Below are 23536 nucleotides of genomic sequence, written 5' to 3'. Positions count from 1 at the left end.
CGCAAATGGTAATGCCGAGAATATCTTTTAAGGAGTGCAGTTTAGTACGTTCTACGCGGGGATCGGTAAGAGAATCAAAAAACGACAGCATTTTTTTGAATGCAGTTTCCTGATTTATTCCTGCTCAACAATCAACCGGGGATAACTTTTGGCCTATCTCCTACAAACTTCATCTTTATTAACAATTGTGTATAGCTTCATTATATTTAGATGCTTTTTTTTTGAAGTATGAAGTATTTTTTTATGTAAGATGTTAGGTGTGGGATGTACGATGTAAAGGAAAACACATGTAGTACAATTTACGAAGACTTAATTATGTTAGACGTATGATGTGGATGTACGATGTAAAACAAGTATATTATTTCTCTTTGCTACCACGTACTCCGTAATTTATAATTTGTACATCATCCAGCCTGCACTTAAAAATTTATTATAGAGCTGGTAATCATTTGTAACAGGAATAAATTTGCAGAAAGCAGTTTACCTGTTAATGCGTTCAAGTACCTTACCAATCGTCCTGTTGTGTGTTACAGCACTCCTTCTTCCGCTTGCTCCAAAAGCGCAGATAAGCGATACTCTATATAATGCCCTTCCTGATAATCTTAAACCAAAAAGTAAGGGCGCTGTTACGGACCAGGAGAAGATAAATATACTGCTGGTTAACTCAATTGAATTAATAGTACATAACCTTGCTGAAACCCGCGCTATCAACAATGAGCTTGAAAAAAAACTGGTTGGTATGCCTGATGACGAGGAGAAAATTCCATACATAGATGCAGTGGCTACTTTTTACCAGGATATTGGTGAAAGAAAAACATCGTTTAACTGGTTGAAAGAGCTTGTGGCATTGGGCAAGGAAAGAAAAAAATACCGCCTGCAAATTTGCCAGGCTTACCTAAACCTGGCTATCAACTACGCTGCTTACCATTTTAATGATTCTGCCGTACAAATGCTGCACAATGCAGAGGAAATTGCGATTGCCGATAAAGATACCTTAAGCCTGCGCAATGTTGGGTACTCTTACGTTACCATTTATGCCGGGCTTTTTTTGTACAGGCAGGCCATTGGTTACATAGACAGATACCTGGCACAAACGCCCGCTGACGAAAAATGGAACGACCAATATACTTACCTGTGCCTGCACAAAGGGTTTATGTATGCCCGCCTGTTTTCTGAAGATCGTAACCCGGCCCTTGAAGATTCAGTAAAATTTACGGTACATGCTATAATGCAGGCCAAGCAAAAACCTGCACCGTATTGGTATTTTCGCTGTTATGCCGCGTTGGGCCTGCTGGAGTTTTATAAAGAAAACTACAATACGGCCATCAGGTATTTTGACAGCGCATTAATGCCTGCATTTGCACAGCCCATTGCTTACTGGAACAGGGAAAAATATATGTTCAACCTGTATAAGAATGCCTGCCTGCTGTCTTTAGGGCATGCTGATGTGCTGGCTGCATTGGTTAATGAAAAAATTCCGCCGGAAAACCTGTATGCCAGGAAGGAAATGCAGGGTGTGCTGTACCGCTATTTCCTGGGTAAAGGCAATTACCGGCAGGCCCTAAAGCACCATTTGCAGTACGAAGCATGGTTAGATTCGTTAAACATTATCGGCAACCGGGGTATAGTGTTTGATGCTGAGGAAAAATATTCATCGCTTAAAAAAGAAGCCAGGATAGCGCAGCTTGAGCAGGCTAACCTGCGCAGCAGGAATGATAGGAATGTTATCTTGTTCAGCAGCATTATCCTTTTGCTGGCGGTTATAGTATTTATTTATTTGCGTATTAAAAAACTTCAGGCGCAAAGACTTGCAGAAAGGCGGAAACTTTCTGACGAACTACAGCAACTGGAGCAGGAGATGGAATTTAAGCAGGTAAGGATGGAGGCGGAAAAAGAGCTGGCCATCAGCCAGCAGCGCCAGAGCATTTCGGCTAACCTGCATGATGAGGTAAGCAGCAGCCTTGCCGCTTTACGGTATTGGGTTGCTGATACTAAAAACCGGCAACACCTGCCTGAAACCCGAGAATTACTGGGACAGGTTGAACAAGAAATACATGTTGTTTATCAACAGGCGCGGGCCTTTATGCACCGCCTTGCTGCCAGGGATGAAAACCGTTATAATGTTTTTGACTTATTATACAACCTGGAGGAACGGTTTGACAAAAATAGTAACCTGCACATACAAACAACCGCTGACGAAGTACTGGAACAACAGTTAACCCCCCGGCAGCACAGGGAGCTTTACCTTATTGTAAAGGAAGCCGTTGCCAACAGTATGAAGCATTCAGGGGCCAGCCAGTTAAATGTTAGTTTGCATGCGGAAAATAACATTTGCATGCTGCGGGTAACGGATAACGGAACAGGTTTGCAATTTGCTGTTAAAGAAGGGCTCGGTATTCAAACCATGCATCAGCGCATGAACGCCTTGAAAGGAAGTTTAGAAATAGTATCCACAAACGGGCTTACCATAACAGGGCAGTTTCCACTTTCTTAATTAACGCTGTTCAACAAAATCATCGTGCCTTCTAACGTTATCCAACATCTCTGTTTACAATATAAATGCCTTTTTGCACGGCATACAATACCAGTTCGGTAGTTCGGTTAAGTTTTGTTTTTTGCATCATGCTTTTTATATATTGCTGTACGGTGTTTAATGTAAGCCCCATTTCAAAAGCAATCTCCTTAGGGGTAAGGCCATTGCACAGTTTTTGTAAAACTTCTGTTTCCCTTGGTGAAAAAAGCACTGTTTCTTCATCTGAAAAAATATTGTTTACCCAGCGGTCTTTCATAGTACTGTTAAGGTACTTGCCCCCTTGTAAAACGGTAGCAACTGCATCGGCCAGTTCATCTTCAGAGGCATCTTTACTTAAATATGCGGATGCGCCCTTTTTTAGGCACTCCCTTACTTTGGCTGTATCATTTGAAGAAGAAATAAAAATGAACCTGCAATCAGGGTGCTGCTCTTTGTAAGCCGCCATCATGTCCAGGCCGTTGAGGCCGGGTATAAACAGATCTGTTATTACCAGTGAAGGATGCGGGTGAGCGTTATCTTTTAAAAACTCTCTGCTGCTTGCAAAAACACGCACATCATATTCTGGGTATCTTCCCGCAATAAGGCCTTTCAACGCCTGGCCAAATAACAGGTGGTCGTCAATAATACAGATAACCATGGGGTATTATTATTTGAGTAATAAAATTCTTTCAGGCAATGCATTACTGGTAAAGCCTGATAATAAGGCATGCAAAGTTCGTTACCGTCATTGCACCAGCAAATCAAAAAATAGCACCAGCTATACAAAAAATTGAACCTTAAGTTACTCTATTTTTAGGGTGCTTGAAAATAATTGGATTTTCCTGTTCTGTAGTGGGGTTAAAGTAGCCGTTACTATTAATGCCGGGCTATTGTGTTTTAACGATAAAGATTTTCAGGGGGTGTCCCTCGGGCCGGGCTTTTCGCTATTACTCCGCCACAAATCCGCCGCACAAAGCCTTCAGCGGGGTAGCCGCTTCAATCCCTCACCCGAAAGTGTAACACGTTGCCGCTTTGCAGGCAGGCTTCATAGCTTATAAATGTAAATGCAGCGGCGTGTGCTGTACAAGGGCTATGGTGATATTGGCCCATTTGCACGTAGCATAGTCCATGCTTAATTCTTTCATTCCCCTTGTAGTAAAACATACGGTTGGTGTACCTAAAAAATGGAGAGCTTATATGCGCCAGCTTTTAAGTAGAGTGAAATAAATTTAGCGGGCTCTTTTTAAAAAGTAGTTAACGAAATTTGTAATAACATTCCTAAACATTTAGAGCAACCAGTCACGTTAATACAGATTAAAAATTTACCAGGAAGTAATGTTAATAAGTTGAATTTTCTCCAAATTTTCCAGGATAGGCCAAGGCAATAAATTTTAACATAGCCAAACGCATCCAGGTTTTAAGTACCCTAATATGAAAAAAGTATTTTCCAGTATCCTGCTATTGATGCTATTCGCATCTTTTGCCAAAGTATCAAACGCAGCCACGTATACGGTAACCAATACCGGCGATAATGGCGGCTCCAATCCTGCTGCGGGGGCCGGTACCGGTACCCTAAGGCAGGCAATTATTGATGCCAATGCAAATTCAGGGGCAGATAATATTGTGTTTAATATTTCTGGTTCAGGGGTAAAAACCATTACACTCAGTTATAACCTGCCCGTAATTACCGGCCAGGTATTTATTAATGGTTATTCCCAGCCAGGTTCATCTGCCGGTACAATAGCGGCAAGAACAATCCTGGTACAGGTTGTTTGCAATTTCAGTAACATTTATGTGTTTGATGTACAGGCCAGCAATACGCAAATCTGCGGTATCGCCTTTTCTATTGCAGGCAATGGAAGTATGATAGGTTGTACAGCGGCCCAGGGCGCCAACATCAGCAATGTTTTTATTTGGGGTAATTATTTTAATACCGGGGCAGACGGGAATTCTATCACCGGTGCGGGATATGCCTTAGAGCTGTATGGTAAAACGAATGCAGCCAGCCCGTATGCCTCGAATGTCCGTAGCTGGATTATCGGCACAAATGGCGATGGAACAGCAGACGCCAATGAAGGTAACCTTTTTACCCAGCCATTGCAAAGCTCGGGCTCTAACCTGGAACCTCTAAGGCTGTATATGTGCGATAACTTTATCATCGCGGGCAACACCTTCGGCTTAAGGAAAAATGGTACTGTTGCCCTGCAAACTTTTTCAAGCTCAGGCGGTTCGTATGGTGTTGCGCTTACCAACTGTACCGGGGTTAGGATAGGTACCGATGGCAACGGCACATCTGATGCACTGGAAAGAAATGTTTTCGCAGGTTTCGGTTATTCCGCTGTGGTAATTTTTGCAAATATTTCCGGGGGAGGTTCTTATTTCAATAACGGGGCCAGTACAAACAACAACAGGGCGCAGGGTAACCACCTGGTGGCAGGCAACTATTTTGGAACGGATATAAACGGTAACACGGGCAGCAATTTTAAAAACTATTATGCCATATCCATAAGGGGCTCCAACAATAATACAATCGGCTCTGCCACCAATGCCGCCATGCGTAATATCATCGTTAACTCCTACTCTAATGGTATCATCATGAATGGGGAACGGTTTTACCAGAACTACGCATATCCTGCTTCCAATAATACCATAGCGGGCAACTACATAGGTGTTTTGTCCAACGGTACCACTGCCGCCGGTAACGGATGGGCGGGCATATTTTTAAATACGTATTTTAATCTTTCTTCAGGCGATATATCTGTAACAGATAACATCATTACAAAGAATATCATTGCCAATAACGGCGGCCCCGGCATCCATGTAAGGTCTGTAAACAATACAAAGGTGTATGATAATACTTTTACGCAAAATTCCATCTACAACAATGTGGGCCTGGGCATCAATTTAGCTTCTTCAACAACAGACCTCGCAGTTACACCCAACGATGGCGTATTAAGTACTTTGGCCAACAGCGGTACCAATGTAAACCTGCTTACAGATTATGCCGTTATTACTGAAGGCAGCTTATCCGGCAATATCCTTACGTTAAAAGGGTTTATAGGCAACAGCGATGCTGCAAATACCGCTTACAACAATGCCACCATAGAATTTTTTATTGCCGACAATACAGACAATGACCAGAACGGGCCTGTGCTCTCTTACAACGGTGTACAGATAACCGGCCCTGTTACGATAGCCAATTACAACCCCGCTTTGTTAACCGTTACGTTTAACCAAAACGGCAACAGCGGCTTTAGCTTTAACTACGCGGTGGTTGATGCCGCCGGTGTACAGAGCGACCCCGCCAGCTACACGGTAACCTGGGGGCTGGGCGTATTGGCGGTAAAGCTGGTAGATTTTACAGCGCAGAAACGGGGGGATAAAGCGCTGCTCAATTGGCAAACAGCCGAAGAAAACGGTAAAGAACTTTTTGAACTGCAGCGCAGTGCAGACAGCCATAATTGGCAAACCATAGCCAGGCTGCCAGCCAGGGGCGGCAGCGGCGCAAACAGGTACAGCTCTACTGACAGCAGCCCGATGGAAGCAAATAACTACTACCGTGTAGCACTGGATAATGAAGGCATTAAAGCTTACAGCGCTATACAGATGCTGGATTTTGCGGGCCAATGGCAGGTAAAGCTAAGCCCCAACCCGGCTAAAGCAGGTGAGGCGGTAACCTTGCAAAGCAACAAGGCATTAAGCAGTATAAGGCTGCTGGACATGCAGGGCAAAACGCTGCGGCTGATAAACGGAAGTAATGTTGCGGCAACCTGCCAGCTTAACAGCACCAGCCTTGCTAAAGGCATGTACTTTGTTCAGGTAATTAACAGTAGTGGAAAAATGAAAACCTTTAAACTCATCAAGGTTGAATAGCTGGTGTGAGTAGAAAACAAAATAGAGACGGCAGCTTCATCAAGCCGCCGTCTCTATTGTTGCCTGCTGCAATATGGTAAAAAGATTCTTTCCGGGTAATACCAACAATCTTCCGGTGGGGAAGCGGTAAAGGTTTAACCGGATTTTTCGGGATGTGCAACCTGTAGCTGCTTATAGCGGTGGCGTACAAGTGAGTGACACAACGATGCTAAATATTTGTTCTGCAGCTAAGTGCCATATATAAAATTATGTATGCGATCCATATGCATATCCTGCCGCCACATCCATTTACTTTGGCGTCAATATTTAAATACTTTGCCACCTGCAATTACTTCCTGGCTTTTTTCATCAAACGTAACTTTTTGGCCGGTGCGGTAGGCTGCGTTGGTCATAATAACGGCTATGCTGTGGTTGTAGCCCGCTTCAATGGGTGCATTGGGCTGCTTGCGGCTGCGTACACATTCCATCCAGTTGCGTACATGGGCTTGTGTAAGCGGGTCGCTGCCGGTGTTGGCAGAAGTGGATACCTTGGTAGCCATTTCGCTAAGGCTTAATTCAGGCAGCAGGTTGGCCTGCATGTTCATTTGTTTGGCGTGGTTTTCGGTAAGGCCGCCTTCCGGGCTAATCTTATTGGTATCAAGGTTAAGTGTGCCGCCGTTACTGTAGTAAATTTCTTTGGTATCGCCGGCCGCATTGGTTTGGCGGGAGGTAAACACCACCTGGAAACCACTGCCGGGGTCATTTTCCGGGCCATAGTCAAAAACGGCGGTCATGGTATCTGCATTTTTACGTCCGTCCTTCCATACATAAATGCCGCCATTAACAGCTACGCTGCGGGGGTGGTTAAGCCCGGAGAACCAGTGTACCGTATCTATCTGGTGGCACATCCACTGGCCGGGAATACCGGATGAATAAGGCCAGAACAACCTGTACTCCAGGTAGTGGCGCGGGTTAAAAGGCGCCTGCGGACGGTTAATTAAAAAGCGCTTCCAATCCACATCTTCCTCTTTTACCTGTGCCACCAACGCAGGCCTGCGCCAGCGCTCCGGCTGGTTTACATTCCACGTAAGCTCTACCATTACAATAGGGCCAAATTTGCCGGACTTTATGAATTCATCCGCCGCATGGTAGTTGGCGCCGCTGCGGCGCTGAGAGCCTATCTGCACAATTTTTCCGCTGTCTTTAACCGCTTTTAAAACCGCCCTGGCGTCTTCCATGGTTTCGGCAAGTGGTTTTTCCGTGTAAGCATCCTTTCCGGCTTTAACGGCTTCAATGGTGTGCCAGGCATGCTGAAAGTCTGCCGTGCCGATAAACACAGCATCAATATCTTTTATCTTGTACAGCTCATCATTGTTAAGGCAGGCGGTAACATCGTGGCCCAGTTTTTCTTTCCAGAGCGCCTGGCCTTCTTCGCGGCGTTTTTTCCATATATCACTTACGGCAATTACATCAAAATTCAACTCTTTGTACAGGTTTAAAAACGATGGCAGGTGCGCATCTTTGTGCCTGTCTGAAAATCCTACAATGCCAACGTTCACACGGTCGTTAGCCCCCATAATCCTCCGGTAGCTGGCGGCACTAAGGCCCATGGTTCCCAGGTAGGTGGCTGCGCCTGTCATGGCGGTGCGTTTAATAAAATCTCTGCGGGAGTTTTTCATGATTTATTTTTTAGTATGTATTACCTGTATGGCTTTGCCATTGAAAAACATTTAGATACCAGCGACAGTTATTCATGGCATCGTCCCTTGCGTCGCAAACCGACGAAGGAGGTTCGCCAGCGCCAATATAAAATAACAAAGCTGGCTGGCAATCCTTTCATCAATATATCAATGGGCAACATTTAAGCGGGTATTAATAAAGCCGGGGCGGCTTACAACACTTTACTTTTTTTATAAGTATGGTTAAGGCCAGCAACCGGTATCATACATCCCAACTTAAGCCGGGCTTTTAAAGTTATAAATTTACTGCTATGAAGCATTCATATCTATAACTAACATCCCTTTCGGTATTACAACGTTTGAAATTCTTTCAATATCAGCACGGCCGGTTGTTATTGGTGGTGCTGTTACTAAAATAATGCCGCTTTGGCCGGTGAGGCTTTATTTGGGTTATTGCGCTGTGTCACCACCGCGCCAGGGATTGCAGCGGTTACCCCGGTGAGGCCATTGCAGCAGGGGCCTGTGCCGGAGTAATAGCGGAAAGCCCGGTGCCTTTGGCAGGCGCCATAAAATGTATGATGTTAGATGTGGAGTGTGTTTAAGTACGAAGTTAGAAGTACGAAGTACTTCTTTTACGTAAGACGTTAGATGCGTGATGTACGATGTGAGTGTCTTTTAGCAAAGCAATAGAACTGCTAACCTTACCGCAAAAAAAAGGTGCATGGCATAAGCCACGCACCTAACCGAAACAACTGCTATATGAACAAAATTAATACCCGGGATTTTGTTTTAGCGTGGGTTGACCGGCAATGGAACTGTTGAGTATTTCCTGCAGAGGAATGGGGTAATACTCGTTTTTGCCTTTTGTGAAACTGGCGCTGGAGAGATAGGTTCTTTTTAATTTTTCGCCTGCCACATAATCGTTAAGCACTTTATCCGCAATGCCCCAGCGTACAAGATCGAAGAAGCGGTGGCCTTCCATAGCAAACTCAAGCCTTTCCTCAAACCGGACAGCGGCCCTGGCTGTTTCCTGGCTGGTCCAGGCCTGGGTGTATTCGCTTATTTTGTAATTGGCAGCGGGGGTGCCATCAGCACGTTTTACCATGCCATCGGGATTGGCGGCCCTTCTGCGTATTTCGTTAACCAAGGCTCTTGCATTTTCCAGGTTGCCGGCTTCTACCTCGCACTCTGCCAGCCACAGAATTACATGTGCCAGCCGAATCATACGATAGTTGTTGGCGTTGAGGCGGGGGTTGGTGGCAAATGTTCCGCTGCCTACATCTGACTTGTAAAAAAGGTGTTTTTTGGGTGAGTAAGGGCCGGCATAGGCCTGGTCTCTAACCCATGCTTTGCCGGGGTGGTCGCCATGGTCAAGATAAGGGATGCCGCGGCGGCCAACAGTCCAGTCGAGGCGTGGGTCAAGCGTTCCGGTGTAAGCCGTAAAAGGAGCAGATGATTCAATACCCTGGTCGTTGGTTACATCGCTGTTGTTGAAGTCTGTAAGCATGGGTAAACCATTGGCATCTGTTTTAAAAGCGTTTACCAGGTTTTGCGACGGCTGGTAAAAGCCGCAGCAGGTGGTTGGGCCGCCGTAAGGATAATTAAGCGTAGCACCCTGGTTGCCATTTTCACCACCTGGGGCGCCATCATTTACGGAAAACTGTACTTCAAAAATAGATTCTGAATTGTTGTTCATGGCCATTCTGAAATCATCCTGGTATTTGCCAACCAGTACGTACTGTTTTGAATCGTAAATGGCCTGCAGCAACACTTTGGCTTCAGCATATTTTTGTTGAAAAAGATAGGCTTTAGCCAGCATGGCGCCTGCAGCCCATTTTGTAGCCCTTCCCTTTTGTGTTTGAGTGGCCGGCAGGTTGTCGTAAGCAAACTTCAGGTCTTCATTAATCTTTGGCCATATATCTTCTGTGTTGGGCACTTTGGTGCTGTTAAGATCCTGCGGGTTGTAGGTTTTGTCATCAATATAAGGCACATTGTTCCACATTTTCTTTGCTTCAAAATGATAGTGCCCCCGTAAAAAGCGGGCCTCAGCAACTGCCTGTGTTTTTTCGTCATCCGTCATGTCTGTTGCTTTTTCTGTAGCCTGTATTACATCGTTACTGCGGGCTACACCATCGTATACAGTTCTCCATTTGCCGCGGAAGTGGTTATTGTCAGGCAAGAGGTTGTAGGCTTCAATAAAAGAAATTTCGGGCTGGTCGCCGGCGGTAGAGCCCTTGTATGCATCATCTGATGCAACACTGCCATAAATCCAGTTATCGCCGGAGCCGTGCCAGGAACTTGCGGCGCCTGCGCCAACGCCATCTACCAGTGAATAAGCCGCGATAAGCAGCGCATTTACACCGGTTTTGTTTTGTACTTTATCGGGCGGCAGCACACCATTGGGCGCTACATCCAAAAACTTGTTGCTGCAGGCAGCAAAGAAAGCCATTACAAAAAAAAGGATGATGTATTGTTTCATATAAAATAGTTGATAGTGATAAATTAAAAACCAAGGCTAACGCCTACCAGGAAAGATTTAGCTACAGGGTAAGCGCCTTCATCAACCCCCAGTTGCCTGTCGCTGCCTGCGTTAAAATTGCGGGAGTTGATTTCCGGGTCAAGGCCTGTGTACTTGGTAAAAGTGAACAGGTTTTGGCCCTGTACATAGATCAATGCTTTGTTGCAGCCTACTCTTCTCAGCCATTTTTCAGGAAGGTTATAGCCAATTTGTATGTTTTTAATTCTTGTATAAGAGCCATCTTCCAGGTAGTAAGTTGAAGGACTGCTGCTGATAACATCGTTGCTTCTTAACTGTGGCAGTTTGGCGTCTGTTTTACCAGGCCTCCAGGAGTCGTTCAGCATGCGTTTGCTGCGTATGCCGCCAAAAGTGGGGAAGTCTGTCCAATACCTTACATAATTAAACAGTTCATTGCCATATTGCCCCTGTACGAAAAGTGTAAGGGAAAAATTCTTGTAAGTGCCATTGAAGTTAAAGCCATACGAAAAGTCAGCATGTGGGTTACCGATAACAACGCGGTCGCTGGCGTTGATGATACCATCGCCATTGGAATCCCTGAATTTAAACTGGCCAGCCTTGTTATTGGCGCCACCGCCAAATTGTGTAGCATGTTTGGCGCCCTCTTCATCAGACTGTATGATGCCATCAATAACGTATCCAAAGTAAGAAGCGAGTGGGTGCCCCTGCTGTGTTACGCTCATAGCCGGTAACCTTGTGGTAAAGCCGAAGTACTGAGTATTAGGGTTGCCATCTGTACGCGTTACTTCATTTTTATAAGCGCTTATGTTAAAGTCAATTTTGTAGACCATCTCATGATGGATGGCTTCGCCATTATAGAAGATGCCAAGGTCAAAGCCTTTGTTTTTCATTTCCGCAATATTGCGGAAGGGGTTAGCTGCAACACCTTGCGTAAATTGAACTTCTACCGGAAACAACATATCGCTTGTTGTACGTTGATATAAGTCGAGTGCAATCCCCAGTTTACCGTTCAGTATAGTCGCATCCAGGCCAATGTTGGTTGATGTGTTGGTTTCCCATTTGGCGGAGGGGTTGCCGAATTGTGTTAACTCATAACCCTGTAATGAGGAAGTTCTTGAACCGTTGAGGTCGTAAAAAGAAACGGTAGGCCCTGTGCCGAAAGAGGTGAAATAGTTGAAATCCCCGATTTCCTGGTTGCCGGTCTGTCCCCAGCCAACACGCAGTTTAAGGTCGCGGAAGAAGCTTACGTTTTTCATGAATGCTTCATCAGATAGTCGCCAGCCAAGGCTTGCAGCAGGAAAAAGTGCACTGCGGTTTTGCGGCGCAAAGCGGGATGATCGGTCCCTGCGAACGGTAAGGTCTAACAAATAGCGGTCATCATAGCTATAGTTGGCCTTGGCAAATTCTGAAGCCAACCGCCATTCTGTACTGGGTATGCCGCTGTTGGTAGATGTACCGGCATTGCCTGCATTGAGAAAGCGGTTGTCAAGGTCATCCACAAAAAAGCGTGAGCGGCCGGCGTCGAAGCCTTCGCCGTAAGATTTAATGGCTTCGTTGCCTATCATGAAGTCAACCTGGTGTTTGTCGCCAAATGAGGTTTTATAACTTAATGTATTGTACCATGTCCATGACCATGCAAAGCTGTTGGATGTAGTCAGGGTATTGGTTGCAGCAGATTCAGAGGCTTCCACTTCGCGGATAGTATAAGTACGGATATTGAAGCTGGTATAATCAATACCGAGGCTGGTGCGGGCCGTAAGGTTTTTGAGAATGTCAAATTCGGCGTAACCATTACCAAATACACGCATTTCTTTGCCCACATTGTCTTTGCCTTTGTACAGGATGCTTAATGGATTTCTTGAGTTATCAAGGTCGCCGCCTTTGGTTCCTGCAAAGTTGCCCATAATATCATATACCGGAATAATAGGCTGTATGCGATAGGCAAATGAAATAGGATTGCTTTCGCTTTGATTGCCGTTCGTTTGACCTACCCGTTCGCTGTAAGATACCTGGAAGTTTTCGCCGATACGAAAGCGGTTTACTTTAAACTCGGTATTGGCCCTGATGGCATAACGTTTGAAATTGGTGTACTTCAGGATGCCCTTCTGATCGTAGTAGTTAAATGATATGGCATACCGGCCATTGTCATTGCCGCCACTTACACCTAACTGGTGGTTCATAATGGGAGCCGGGTCAAAAATTACATCCAGCCAGTTAGTTCCTTGTTTGTTTGCTTTGGTAATAAGCCATTTTGTTTTGCGGAACTCAGGGTCGTCTATATTGTTAGTATAGTTGGCGGGGTTGAGGCGGGGATCTCCTTCCATTGCTCCATCCGGAAAAATGTAATCTGGAATAACCGGGGTGGCCCCTGTGCCAAACTGTGCGTGTTTAGGGTTACCGGTAACCGGGTCAACATTGCCTGCGTTTTTGCGGGATTCCCACAAAAGATTTGCGTATTCCTGTGTATTCACCAGGTCCAGAAATTTGCCCGGGCGTTGGGTACCATAGTAAAAATCATAAGTCAGTTTGGGTTTGCCGGCCTTGCCCCTGCGGGTAGTAATGATAACAACACCATTGCCTGCCCGGGAGCCGTAGATGGATGCGGCTGACGCATCTTTTAACACCTGCATTGATTCAATATCATTCAGGTTAAGTGTGTTCAGGTTGCCTTTGGTGGGCGTTCCGTCAATAATGTACAACGGTGAGTTATCATTAATGGTACTAAAGCCCCTGATGCGCACCATGGCGCCACCGCCGGGGCCATTATCAGATCCCACTACCACACCGGCTACACGGCCCTGCATAGCCTGTGCAAGGTTGGCGGCAGGCGCGGATAACAGGGCTTTGGTATCAACAACGGCAACGGCGCCGGTAATGTCTTTTCTTGATTGTGAGCCATAACCGGTAACTACAATCTCATTAAGTGAGCCTGCTATTTCTTCCAGCTCAATATTAATGGTATTGCCTGCTGCAACCTTTTGTTCTACTATTTTAAAGCCTACAAAAGTATATACTAATACAGCGCCTTCTTTTGCTGTAATACTGTAAAAACCTTTGTCATCTGTTGACGTACCCTGCGATGTGCCTTTTACCAATACAGTTACGCCTGCCAGCGGTGCTTTTGTACTCGTGTTGGTAATAGTACCCGTGATTGACTTTTGCGCCAGTGCGGGCAGGAATAGGCAAAAAAATGCCCCAAGCAGGTATAGCCTGCTTAAACAATGTTTAAGTTTTTTCATATAGCGTTAAATTTTGGTGACTACATAATTTTTGAATTGATGGAAAAAGATTGGGATAAAAGCATTTAGCAAGCCTGGCTAATAATCAGGGAGGTGGCGCATCAATCGTTTGTATTAAAGTCATGTCATTTGGTTTTCAAAGCCTGTTAATAAGCAAGGGTATCTTTAGAGCATTCCAATGCAACAGCCATGCTGCCAGTAGTTATGGCAACAAAATACCAGCCACGCAGTATGCTCGTGTATGCCCGTTTTTTATAAGGTTGGGGCGCAACTATTAGTGTCAAAGTGTACGCATCCGCATACTTACTTCAACAAATAAATAAATTCATGTAATGATTAATTCAGCAGGACAATAAGCAGTTATTCACATAGAGCATTTTAAGCGGACCCAACTGAATTACGTTATTGAGGGAATTAGCAATTTGGTTTAATTCGATAAATGTAAGCAGTAACCAACGAAGATGCAAAAAGAAAAAATATTTTTTTTCTACTACAACGTTTGAAATTAATTACCACGGTTAATGGACTTTTAAATTTTTATGATACCGGCATTAGTTTTCATGGCATCCCGGTTGCGTCGCAAGCACTTTATCGTTCGGTTCATTGAGCCGCTTTTCAAATGCATACGGCATCCCGCAGCACCATTCGTAACGGTTAATACTAAACGCGTAAAACAATCAACCTGCGCACATTGCCGAATAACGAACAAGGCGTACAAGTGAGCAATATTGCGTGACGAAGCAGCAACAGTGTAAACAACCAAAGCTTCATATGAAATATAATATAGCTTAGTACATAAAAAAAGAAACGAAAAATTTTCAAATGCCTTCATTACTGAAAGCGTATCTTGATGATATTTATGTAGAATACTTTTTTGTGAATTAAAACCTAACTGATGAAACGCCATTTGATAAACCTTTTTTTGTCAGGAATTATTGCAGTGTATAGTAAAGATGTGAATGCACAGAGTGGTAATGTAAAAGTTACTGCTACACCAGGCGAAAAGAAGATTGAGGTAACCATAGATGATAAACCTTTTACGGCATTGATTTATCCCGACAGCCTGGAAAAGCCAGTGCTTTACCCTATCTACGCCGCTGACGGAGAATTGATAACACGGGGATTTCCTCTAGCCCCACGGCTTAAAGAACCGGTTGACCACCCACACCATATTGGTCTTTGGCTGAATTACGAAAGTGTAAACGGGCTTGATTTCTGGAACAACTCTTCTGCCATACCAGCGGAAAAAAAAGCACATTATGGATGGATTAACAATACTAAAATTACCGATACCAGGAGTGGTACTAAAGGCGCCGTAGCCTATGAAGCGCAATGGCAAAATATACAAAAGCAGGTATTGCTAAGAGAAACTACCACGCTGCTGTTTAGCGGCAAAGGCACAATACGCATTATAGACCGCATTACTACTTTAACCGCAGAGCTGGATGTAGCCATGCCCGATATTAAAGATGGTTTTTTAGGATTAAGGGTCGCCAGGGAATTGGAGCTTCCCTCTAAAGAAGTGCGGGAATATGCAGATGCCAATGGCATAGTTACCAAGGTAAAACCTTCCGAAGATGCTTCTATTTCCGGCAACTATATTACCAGCGAGGGCAAAGAAGGCGATGCTGCCTGGGGAACAAGGGCTAAATGGTGCCTGTTGTATGGAAAAAAAGGTAATGACAGCATCAGCATTGCCATTATAGACCATCCTGAAAATGTTGGTTATCCTACCTACTGGCATGCAAGGGGGTATGGCCTGTTTGCAGCCAACCCGCTGGGACAAAAAGTGTTCAGCAACGGAAAAGAAGTACTCAACTATTCGTTAAAAAAAGGAGAATCCGTAACTTTTCGTTACCGCGTTGTAATAAACGCGGCAGCACAACGACTAACTGCTGCAGAATTGAATGACTTATCCGGTGAGTTTGCTGGAGTTAGATGACGGAAAGTCATATAATGTAAAAAAGGTATCTTCTTTGATAAGTATATTCACATAAAATCAATCATTAGCATGAAAACAAAGAATCTCGTATTAATAGTTATCGTAGCATTGGTAGTAATACTGGGTGGCTGCGGTTGCAGCAGCTATAACGGCCTGGTAAAGGGGGATCAATCAGTAAAAGAATCATGGAGTAATGTAGAAACCAATTACCAGCGCAGGACAGATTTGTATAGCAGCGTAATTAAAACAATTGAAGGCTCGGCCAATTTCGAAAAGTCAACTTTAAAAGAAGTGCTGGAAGCAAGGGCAAAGGCTACGGCTGTGCAGGTTAATATAGATGATCCACAGTCGCTGGAAAAATACCAACAGGCGCAGGCGCAGTTGCAGGGTTCTTTCAGCAGGCTGATGGCTGTGGCCGAAGCATATCCTGATTTAAAAACAACCAAATCTTTCCAGGATTTCCAGGCACAGATTGAGGGAACAGAAAACCGCATTAACATAGCAAGAAGAGATTATAATTCTTCAGTAAACACTTATAACCTAAAAGTGAAAACTTTTCCTGAGAGAATATTTGCTGGTTTATTTGGGTTTACGGAGAAACCATACTATAAAGCTGATCCCGGCAGCGAAAAAGCACCTGAAATTGAATTCAACATTAAGTAAACTGACTGATGTTCTCTTTATTCAAAAAAAAGGCGCCCGATTTTTTTGAGCAGCAGGAAAAAGAAAAAATTCTTGCTGCCATAAAAACAGCGGAGCAGCGCACCAGCGGCGAGGTAAGGGTTTTTATAGAAAGCCACTGCCGCTTTGTAAACCCGCTGGACAGGGCTTACGAAGTATTTTATGGCCTTAAAATGCAGGAAACCGAAAAACGTAACGGTGTGCTGGTGTATGTTGCCATGAAGGACAGGCAGCTTGCCATTTTTGCCGATGAAGGCATTTATGGCAAGGCAGGTGAAACATACTGGAACAACGAGGTAAAAACCATGTTGAAAGAGTTTGGCCAGCAGCACCATGCGGATGGCATTGCGCAGGTAGTGCTGGATATTGGCGAACTGTTGAATGCACATTTCCCTTACGATGCCGGTACAGACAAAAATGAATTACCCGACGATATAGTTTTCGGAAGGTAAAGCACAGGTTGTTATACTTTCCTTATTGCAACCTTAATAGCCTTGCCAACATTTAGCATCGCAGGGCCTTAATTCTTTCCTGTACCATTTACAAATACCTTGATGGGCAATAATACGAGATGAAAAGATTTACAGCCGTTATAGTAGCCTTATTGTTTGTTATTCCTGTGCTGGCACAGGATATTGTAAAGCGCCCCAACCCGCCCACGTTGGTTAATGATTTTGCCAACGTATTATCAGCCGAACAAAAAAGTATCCTGGAAGAAAGGCTGGTAGCTTTGGATGATAGTACTTCTAACCAGATAGCCATAGTTACAATTGCTTCTTTAAACGGCTATGAGGTGGCAGACTATGCTAACCGGCTTTTCCGCGACTGGGGCATAGGCAACAAGAAAAATAACAATGGGGTGCTTATACTGGTGGCGATAGAAGACAGGAAGATAAGAATAGAAGTTGGGTATGGATTGGAGGGCGCTATTCCCGATGTTATCGCAAAAAACATCATTGACCATGATATAGCGCCTGCTTTTAAAGCCGGCGATTTTTACCGTGGCTTTTCTGAAGCTATACAATCCTTATCTAAAGCGGCAGTAGGGGAATACAAGCAGCAGCGTACCCGTGATGGGAAAGGTCTCGGCGGTGGAAAACTCTTATTTATCATTATACTTATTATTGTTTTTGTAATAATAAGCAGCCGTGGCGGCGGTGGCCGCGGTGGTATGCTTAGCAGAAGAGGCTACGGTGGCTTTATACCACCAATATGGTTTGGAGGAGGAAGCAGCAGTGGCGGCTGGGGCGGCGGTGGAGGAGGAGGCGGCTTTGGTGGTTTTGGTGGCGGCAGCAGCGGTGGTGGTGGCGCCAGTGGTGGTTGGTAAACCCGGTCAAAGAATTCCAATTATTCTTTAATAAAAAAAATACTGCCGGGGCAGTATTTTTTTTATTATTATGGGCCCGGCGGCAGCAACTACTATGAGGCTTTACTTGCGTCGCACTCTTGTGCTTATAGATTCTCTACGCAGCAATGTGCCACAGGTTTTGTTTTGCCTGTCCTTACCCCTTCAGTTTCTTTTCCAGGTAGCGCAAGGTTTCCTTAGCGGCAGCTTTGTTTTTTGAACTGCTTACCAGCATTTCTTTCTTTTGTTTCAAATCATGCAGTGCTTCATTAATTTCCGCTTTAAACTCTTCTGAGTATGCTGCCATATTATCCCTGAAGCGTATTACTTCATCAAGGCCTTTTTTAAAATTTTCAGTATTGCTTACATTGGCCAGGTAAGTAACCATGTTAAAGCATTCGTCAAACTTATCGGCTATTTCAGCGGTTTTCAGTTTTTTAAACTGGTCATCAAAGTGTTCGTCGCCCTTGGTAAGCAGGTCAACTTTTTCAACTGCGGTTACCAGGTTGCCACGCATATCTTTTTTTAGCGCTGGTAATAGTGCTATTGCTTTATTGGCATCAATCTTTGCCAATGCATCTAACGCTGCGGCGGCAACCGTGTAAGATGAGTCGGCCGTACTTTCCAGGAAGAAAGCTTCATATTGTTTATTGTTTAAGCCCGCCAGAATATCTATAGCTATGGCCCTGTTGGGTTTGTAACCATCAGCCCGGGCAATCATTTCTATTTTATCAATAAATGTACTGTCCGTCTTTTTGTGGTCTAAATTTTTAAGGGCAATGCCGCGTATGTCGTAATATTTGTCATCTAAGGCCTGTAATACCAATAGCCTGGCTTTTTCTTTATCAAAATGTTCCAGGCAATACTCCAAAGCTTCGCGGCGGTCCACATAATTGCCTGCATGGTTGTATTGATAAACATATTCATCCAGGCTTTTGTGGTCGTCTTTAAAGGCCAGCAAAATTTTATCCGCATCTACATTAATCAAGTCAGGTTTTGTAGGTGTGCTAAAGCTAAAGCTGTCCAGTTTGTTGGTTACCCATACATTGTAACGGCTTTTTGTGGCCCCGGTGTAAACATCAACGGCAACGGGCAGCTTAAAAACAGGGCCTTCTTTTTGGGTTTGTTTAATAAACACTTTTGCAGTTTTTGTTGGCGGGTCGTAAGCATAGCTAATGTCAAGAAAAGGGTTTCCGCTGCCAAAATACCATTGATTGAAAAACCAATTTAAGTCCTTACCGCTTACCTGTTCTAAAGCAAGCCTTAGCTGCTGGGCTTCGGCATTACCAAACTGGTTAGTAGTAAGGTAAAGGTTTAACCCTTTAAAAAAAGCATCGTCGCCCAGGTAATTGCGCAGCATGTGTAAAATGCGGCCGCCCTTTTGATAGCTTACCATGTCAAACATGTCTTCCTGGTCTTTATAGTAAAACCGCACCAGGTCTTTCTCCTGGCTGTCAGAAAAAAGGTAGGCACGCATAGCGCTGTAGTTCACTTTATCAGCGTCGTCTTTGCCGTATTTGTATTCCCGCCAGAGGTATTCACTGTAATCGGCAAAGCTTTCATTAACGGTAAGGTTGCTCCAGCTTTCAGCGGTAACAAGGTCGCCAAACCATTGGTGAAAAAGCTCATGGGAAATATAGTCTTCATATTTATTCTCATCATTCAATTGACGGTCATTTTGCTGCAGGCCTTCCATGTGCAGCGTAGCGGTTGTATTTTCCATAGCACCGCTAACATAGTCACGGCCAATAATTTGGGCATATTTAGGCCAGGGGTATTCATAACCAAGTTTTTCAGAAAAAAACTGCATCATTTCAGGCGTAAGGCCAAATATCCGGCGGGCAACCTGGGCATATTCTTTTTCAACGTAGTAACTAACTTCCTTCCCCTTATAACTGTCTTTCACTATAGCATAATCGCCAACGCCCATAAAAAACAGGTAGGGGGAGTGGGGTAAATCCATTTTCCAGTAATCGGTCCGGGTGCCATCGGGGTTAATTTCTTGTTTTACCAGCAGGCCGTTGGAAAGTGTAACATATTGTGCCGGTACAGTCATGCTTACTTCCTGCGTGCTTTTTTGGTTGGGCTTGTCAATGGTAGGGCACCATACACTGGTAGCTTCTGTTTCCCCCTGAGTCCATACCTGGGTTGGTTTGTCTTTTATTTCTCCTTTCGGGTTAATAAAGTAAAGGCCTTTTGAATCTGTTATGGCGGCGCTTCCCTTTGCTCTTAATTCATCTGGTTTGGCTGTGTAATCAATAAATACAGTATAAGTTTCGCCTGCTGAATATAATTTATCCAGCGATATGTGTATAACCATACTGTCATAGCTAAACTGCAGTGGCATGTTGGTTCCATCTTTTACAAGCGCAACCTGCTGTATATCCATGCCTTTTGCGTCAAGCGCCAGGGAGTCTGTTGCATAAAAATGAGGCTGCAGCGTAATCCAGGCTTTGCCATACAGCCGGCTTTTATTGTAATCAAATTTTACATCCAGCTTTGTGTGTACTAGGTCGTTCACTTTGGTAGCGGATGCCCGGTACTGTTCTTTCCAGGCTTGTTCGTTTACTGCTGTATGCTGTGCTTTTGCGTTTATACCTGTTAGAATAAATACCGTAGCTATAAAAAGAAAACTTATAATACGCATCAATAACATTTAAACTTTGTGTAAAAAACGGGTGCTTTATAGTCCTGTCAAAAAAGCCTTTTACCAGCCAGGCTATGTTGCCGGGTCAGCAAACAAGGCCCTGAAGAGTGCGACGCAACGGCAGCCTTATAGCTGTTCCTCCTGCCGGGCCCATAAAAAATTTGCCTTGCCACGCAAGGCCTGGCAGTACGCAAGTAATAAAGATAATTGTTATACGAAAGGTTAAAATGGCCTGATTATGGATATTGCTTACAAACAGTTGCTTTATTTTTTAAGTTAGATTTGCCAAAAACGGATTATCAGAGATGAAATGGATGACCCTTTTAAGAAAACAGTTGGTAACTACGGTTTTCTCTTTTTTGATGCTGCATGTGTTTGCTCAGCAAAATCACTTTATATACATAGAGGCAGAAAAGAATCAGCCCTTTTACGTTATACTGAATGGTAAAAACTATAGCTCATCCGCTATTGGCTACCTGATAATACCTAAGCTTACCGATGGCGATTACCAGTTGAGGCTGGGCTTTCCAAAAGATGAATTTCCGGAACAGCAATTTAAAATAAAGGTTGATAAAAGAGATGATGGTTATGCCCTGAAGAATTTTGGAGAGAAAGGGTGGGGGCTGTTTAATTTTCAAACCATGGAAGTGTTGATGGCAGAGGGTTTGGCAACTTCTAAAGAAACTGTAAAGGAAACAAAGCCCAAAGAAGAAAAACCCAAACAGGATGCCCCTGCTGCCCCCAAAAACAACGCGTTTGGCGATATGCTTTCTGACGTGGTAGACGACCCCAACTTAAGCAAGCCTGTGCCTGTAGTTACAAAAAAACAGGAACCTGCCAAGCCGGTAAAAGAAGAAGCCGCTGCGGTTAATAATGACTCTGTTACCGTAACCAGCGTGCCTGTTACAACCCCGAGGGATACCGGCGATAATGAGAATACTATAGAGGCTGCCGCAGAAAACCCATACGACAGTTACGACGCCGCCAAAACAAAAGGCGTAATAAAGGTCTCTGAAAAAAGTACGGATGAAGGTACCGACATAGTTTTTATTGATTTCAACAGCAAATCGCAGGATACCATCCGCCTGTTTATTCCGGCAACTGGAATAAAAAAAGCAGATGATGTTGCCGCCGCAGTTGACACCGTTGCAAAAGAAACTGTAGTTGCCAGCCAGCCTTTAGAAAAACCGGCGGAAACAAAAAAGAATACTGGGTACCAGCCATATACGCCTAACGAAAAACCTTTTCTGCAGTTTCCTCCCTCGGAAAAAGACACAGTTACAAGCAAAAAAGAGCCTGCTAAAGAAGTAGGCAATCCTTTTTTCAATAAAACATCAGAAACCGAACAGCCTAAAAAACAACCTGCCGCGGAGCCGCAGGTAAAGCCAAAAACTGAAGATGCGCCTGCTGTTACGCAAAATGTATCATCTTCTTCTTCCGCCAGCCTGGTTAACAACGATTGTAAAAAAATGGCCACTGACGAAGACCTGGAAAAGTGGAAAAAGAAAATGGTTTCAGCCAGTAGCGATGATGAAATGGTTAAAGTGGCAAGAAAGCTTATGTCTGGCAAATGTGTGTCCACCAGCCAGGTAAAGGCCTTGAGCGGCCTGTTTTTGAGCGATGAGGGGCGCTATCATTTTTTCGATGCCGCTTACCCTTTTACGTACGATTTTGGCCAGTATGCCACGCTTGAATCCCAATTGATCGACAGCTACTACAAAAAGCGTTTCAAAGCAATTCTCAGGATGTAGTTTTGCCACATGCCACGTTATTTTCTTGAAGTTGCGTATAAAGGAACCCGTTACAGCGGGTTCCAGGTTCAGCCGGGTACCTTAACCATACAATCTGAGGTTGAAAAGGCACTTCGCGTCATATTTCCGTCAATAAGTTCCTCATCCGGCTACCTGCTTACAGGCTCGTCGCGTACAGATGCCGGTGTGCATGCGCTGCAGAATTTTTTTCATTTTGATACAGATATAATAATTCCGCCAGAGCGGGTATACAACCTCAATGCCATTTTACCGCCGGATATTGTTATTAAGGGCATATACCCCGTAGCCCCCGGTGCACATTCCCGTTTCGATGCGGTTTCAAGGCAGTACAAGTATTTTATCTGCCAGTCAAAATCCCCATTTTTAAACGACAGGTCTTGGTATTATCCCTTTCGGCTTAATATAGAAAGCCTTAATAAGGCTGCTGCCGTGCTAATGCAGTACCAGGATTTTACCTCCTTTTCCAAACGCAATACACAGGTAAAAACCTTTCTGTGTAATATCCATGTTTCGGAGTGGGTTGCAGAAAACAATTGCCTGGTGTATCATGTACAGGGCAACCGTTTTTTGCGCGGTATGGTACGTGGCCTGGTAGGTACCATGCTTAAGGTGGGCCGGGGTGTATTGTCTGTGGAAGATTTTTGCCGCATCATAGAAGCCCGGGACTGTACCAGGGCCGATTTTTCAGCAGTATCTCACGGGTTGTTTTTAGTGGCTGTAAATTATCCTTACCCGTTACAGGCTTAGGGTACAAGCAATCTAAATAAGTTAATCAGGGCGCCTGCCGAAGGCACCGGGCTATCCGCTGCTACTCCGCCACAAAACCCATGCTGCGATGGCTTCAGCGGGGTATCCGCTTCTATCCCTGGCGCGGTGGTGACACCTGCTGCTTTTTCTGCCGGGCACTCGTATGTATAGCCCTTAAGCCTTCTACATCCGTTCATCGGTTCATTTGTTTTACTTACGCTGAGGTATGTATCTATCAACTCTTTATCCCTGGTTGTTGCTTATATTTTCTTGCATCCCCTGCATCGTTCAAAAACCTCTGTACAGCTTTTTATCTGCTGCACCGCCTCCCGCTTTACCGTCAGTTTCAAATTCTTACATTTTCTTACATGACTAACGTGGTTCAAAAACTTCTGCATAGTTTGTTTGGTTGCTGCACGGCTTCACGTTTGCTGTCAGTTTCAAATTCTTATATTTTCTTACATGACTAACGTGGTTCAAAAACTTCTGCATAGTTTGTTTAGTTGCTGCGCCGTTTCACGTTTTGCTGCCAGTTTCAAATTCTTACATTTTCCTACATGACTAACGTGGTTCAAAAACTTCTGTATAGTTTGTTTAATTGCTGCACCGTTTCACGTTTGCTG

At 44.4% G+C, this 23536-nt stretch carries 15 protein-coding genes; 9 read left to right on the top strand and 6 right to left on the bottom strand.

Annotation, left to right across the window (positions count from 1 at the left end):
- Positions 1 to 466 precede the first annotated feature (466 nt).
- Positions 467 to 2494: a sensor histidine kinase gene (locus F0364_RS08290; protein ID WP_153797306.1), complete on the top strand. Its 2028-nt coding sequence runs from the start codon at positions 467 to 469 to the stop codon at positions 2492 to 2494.
- A gap of 37 nt (positions 2495 to 2531) precedes the next feature.
- Here F0364_RS08290 and F0364_RS08285 read toward each other — a convergent pair whose 3' ends face one another.
- The gene (locus F0364_RS08285; protein ID WP_153797305.1) at positions 2532 to 3170 is read right to left on the bottom strand and encodes a response regulator transcription factor; all 639 of its coding nucleotides are present in this window, start codon (positions 3168 to 3170) and stop codon (positions 2532 to 2534) included.
- A gap of 773 nt (positions 3171 to 3943) precedes the next feature.
- Here F0364_RS08285 and F0364_RS08280 point away from each other — a divergent pair.
- Positions 3944 to 6385 (top strand): T9SS type A sorting domain-containing protein, encoded by a 2442-nt coding sequence (locus F0364_RS08280; protein ID WP_153797304.1) that lies wholly within the window; start codon positions 3944 to 3946, stop codon positions 6383 to 6385.
- A gap of 299 nt (positions 6386 to 6684) precedes the next feature.
- On the opposite strand, the gene F0364_RS08275 is transcribed toward F0364_RS08280, so the two are convergent.
- Entirely contained in the window at positions 6685 to 8043 is a 1359-nt protein-coding gene (locus F0364_RS08275) for a Gfo/Idh/MocA family protein (protein WP_153797303.1), read from the bottom strand.
- Positions 8044 to 8058: 15 nt separating this feature from the next.
- Between F0364_RS08275 and F0364_RS08270 the strand changes: the two genes are divergently transcribed.
- The gene (locus F0364_RS08270; RefSeq protein ID WP_153797302.1) at positions 8059 to 8229 is read left to right on the top strand and encodes a hypothetical protein; all 171 of its coding nucleotides are present in this window, start codon (positions 8059 to 8061) and stop codon (positions 8227 to 8229) included.
- 583 nt (positions 8230 to 8812) lie between these two features.
- Here the strand turns inward: F0364_RS08270 and F0364_RS08265 are convergent.
- Complete coding sequence (locus F0364_RS08265) at positions 8813 to 10522, bottom strand: RagB/SusD family nutrient uptake outer membrane protein (RefSeq protein WP_153797301.1); 1710 nt, start codon at positions 10520 to 10522, stop codon at positions 8813 to 8815.
- A gap of 23 nt (positions 10523 to 10545) precedes the next feature.
- Entirely contained in the window at positions 10546 to 13779 is a 3234-nt protein-coding gene (locus tag F0364_RS08260; protein ID WP_153797300.1) for a SusC/RagA family TonB-linked outer membrane protein, read from the bottom strand.
- 895 nt (positions 13780 to 14674) lie between these two features.
- Here F0364_RS08260 and F0364_RS08255 point away from each other — a divergent pair.
- The 4 genes from F0364_RS08255 (at position 14675) to F0364_RS08240 (ending at position 17729) form a co-directional block, all read left to right on the top strand.
- Positions 14675 to 15721: a DUF6807 domain-containing protein gene (locus tag F0364_RS08255; RefSeq protein WP_153797299.1), complete on the top strand. Its 1047-nt coding sequence runs from the start codon at positions 14675 to 14677 to the stop codon at positions 15719 to 15721.
- 69 nt (positions 15722 to 15790) lie between these two features.
- Entirely contained in the window at positions 15791 to 16384 is a 594-nt protein-coding gene (locus F0364_RS08250) for a LemA family protein (protein WP_153797298.1), read from the top strand.
- An 8-nt stretch (positions 16385 to 16392) separates the two neighbouring features.
- Positions 16393 to 16854: a TPM domain-containing protein gene (locus F0364_RS08245; RefSeq protein WP_153797297.1), complete on the top strand. Its 462-nt coding sequence runs from the start codon at positions 16393 to 16395 to the stop codon at positions 16852 to 16854.
- A 119-nt stretch (positions 16855 to 16973) separates the two neighbouring features.
- Entirely contained in the window at positions 16974 to 17729 is a 756-nt protein-coding gene (locus F0364_RS08240; protein ID WP_153797296.1) for a TPM domain-containing protein, read from the top strand.
- Between the two features lie 175 nt (positions 17730 to 17904).
- On the opposite strand, the gene F0364_RS08235 is transcribed toward F0364_RS08240, so the two are convergent.
- Entirely contained in the window at positions 17905 to 20394 is a 2490-nt protein-coding gene (locus tag F0364_RS08235) for a M1 family metallopeptidase (RefSeq protein WP_153797295.1), read from the bottom strand.
- A gap of 305 nt (positions 20395 to 20699) precedes the next feature.
- On the opposite strand from F0364_RS08235, the gene F0364_RS08230 reads away from it, so the two are divergent.
- Positions 20700 to 22145 (top strand): proline and serine-rich protein 1 family protein, encoded by a 1446-nt coding sequence (locus F0364_RS08230; RefSeq protein ID WP_153797294.1) that lies wholly within the window; start codon positions 20700 to 20702, stop codon positions 22143 to 22145.
- A gap of 9 nt (positions 22146 to 22154) precedes the next feature.
- The gene (truA, locus tag F0364_RS08225) at positions 22155 to 22913 is read left to right on the top strand and encodes a tRNA pseudouridine(38-40) synthase TruA (RefSeq protein ID WP_153797293.1); all 759 of its coding nucleotides are present in this window, start codon (positions 22155 to 22157) and stop codon (positions 22911 to 22913) included.
- Here the strand turns inward: truA and F0364_RS08220 are convergent.
- The gene (locus F0364_RS08220; RefSeq protein ID WP_153797292.1) at positions 22910 to 23110 is read right to left on the bottom strand and encodes a hypothetical protein; all 201 of its coding nucleotides are present in this window, start codon (positions 23108 to 23110) and stop codon (positions 22910 to 22912) included. The genes truA and F0364_RS08220 overlap by 4 nt on opposite strands.
- Positions 23111 to 23536: the final 426 nt, after the last annotated feature.

The sequence above is a fragment of the Foetidibacter luteolus genome (assembly GCF_009650435.1).
GTDB lineage: Bacteria > Bacteroidota > Bacteroidia > Chitinophagales > Chitinophagaceae > Foetidibacter > Foetidibacter luteolus.
The sequence above is the reverse complement of the archived record's forward strand: the minus strand, read 5'-3'. Positions and strand labels throughout refer to the sequence as shown.

Excerpts from the sequence above, each read along its gene's own strand:
- F0364_RS08285 (WP_153797305.1), bottom strand. The coding sequence starts at position 3,170 with ATGGTTATCTGTATTATTGACGACCACCTGTTATTTGGCCAGGCGTTG.
- F0364_RS08280 (WP_153797304.1), top strand. The coding sequence starts at position 3,944 with ATGAAAAAAGTATTTTCCAGTATCCTGCTATTGATGCTATTCGCATCT.
- F0364_RS08275 (WP_153797303.1), bottom strand. The coding sequence starts at position 8,043 with ATGAAAAACTCCCGCAGAGATTTTATTAAACGCACCGCCATGACAGGC.
- F0364_RS08270 (WP_153797302.1), top strand. The coding sequence starts at position 8,059 with ATGTATTACCTGTATGGCTTTGCCATTGAAAAACATTTAGATACCAGC.
- F0364_RS08265 (WP_153797301.1), bottom strand. The coding sequence starts at position 10,522 with ATGAAACAATACATCATCCTTTTTTTTGTAATGGCTTTCTTTGCTGCC.
- F0364_RS08260 (WP_153797300.1), bottom strand. The coding sequence starts at position 13,779 with ATGAAAAAACTTAAACATTGTTTAAGCAGGCTATACCTGCTTGGGGCA.
- F0364_RS08255 (WP_153797299.1), top strand. The coding sequence starts at position 14,675 with ATGAAACGCCATTTGATAAACCTTTTTTTGTCAGGAATTATTGCAGTG.
- F0364_RS08250 (WP_153797298.1), top strand. The coding sequence starts at position 15,791 with ATGAAAACAAAGAATCTCGTATTAATAGTTATCGTAGCATTGGTAGTA.
- F0364_RS08245 (WP_153797297.1), top strand. The coding sequence starts at position 16,393 with ATGTTCTCTTTATTCAAAAAAAAGGCGCCCGATTTTTTTGAGCAGCAG.
- F0364_RS08240 (WP_153797296.1), top strand. The coding sequence starts at position 16,974 with ATGAAAAGATTTACAGCCGTTATAGTAGCCTTATTGTTTGTTATTCCT.
- F0364_RS08235 (WP_153797295.1), bottom strand. The coding sequence starts at position 20,394 with ATGCGTATTATAAGTTTTCTTTTTATAGCTACGGTATTTATTCTAACA.
- F0364_RS08230 (WP_153797294.1), top strand. The coding sequence starts at position 20,700 with ATGAAATGGATGACCCTTTTAAGAAAACAGTTGGTAACTACGGTTTTC.
- truA (WP_153797293.1), top strand. The coding sequence starts at position 22,155 with ATGCCACGTTATTTTCTTGAAGTTGCGTATAAAGGAACCCGTTACAGC.
- F0364_RS08220 (WP_153797292.1), bottom strand. The coding sequence starts at position 23,110 with ATGAACGGATGTAGAAGGCTTAAGGGCTATACATACGAGTGCCCGGCA.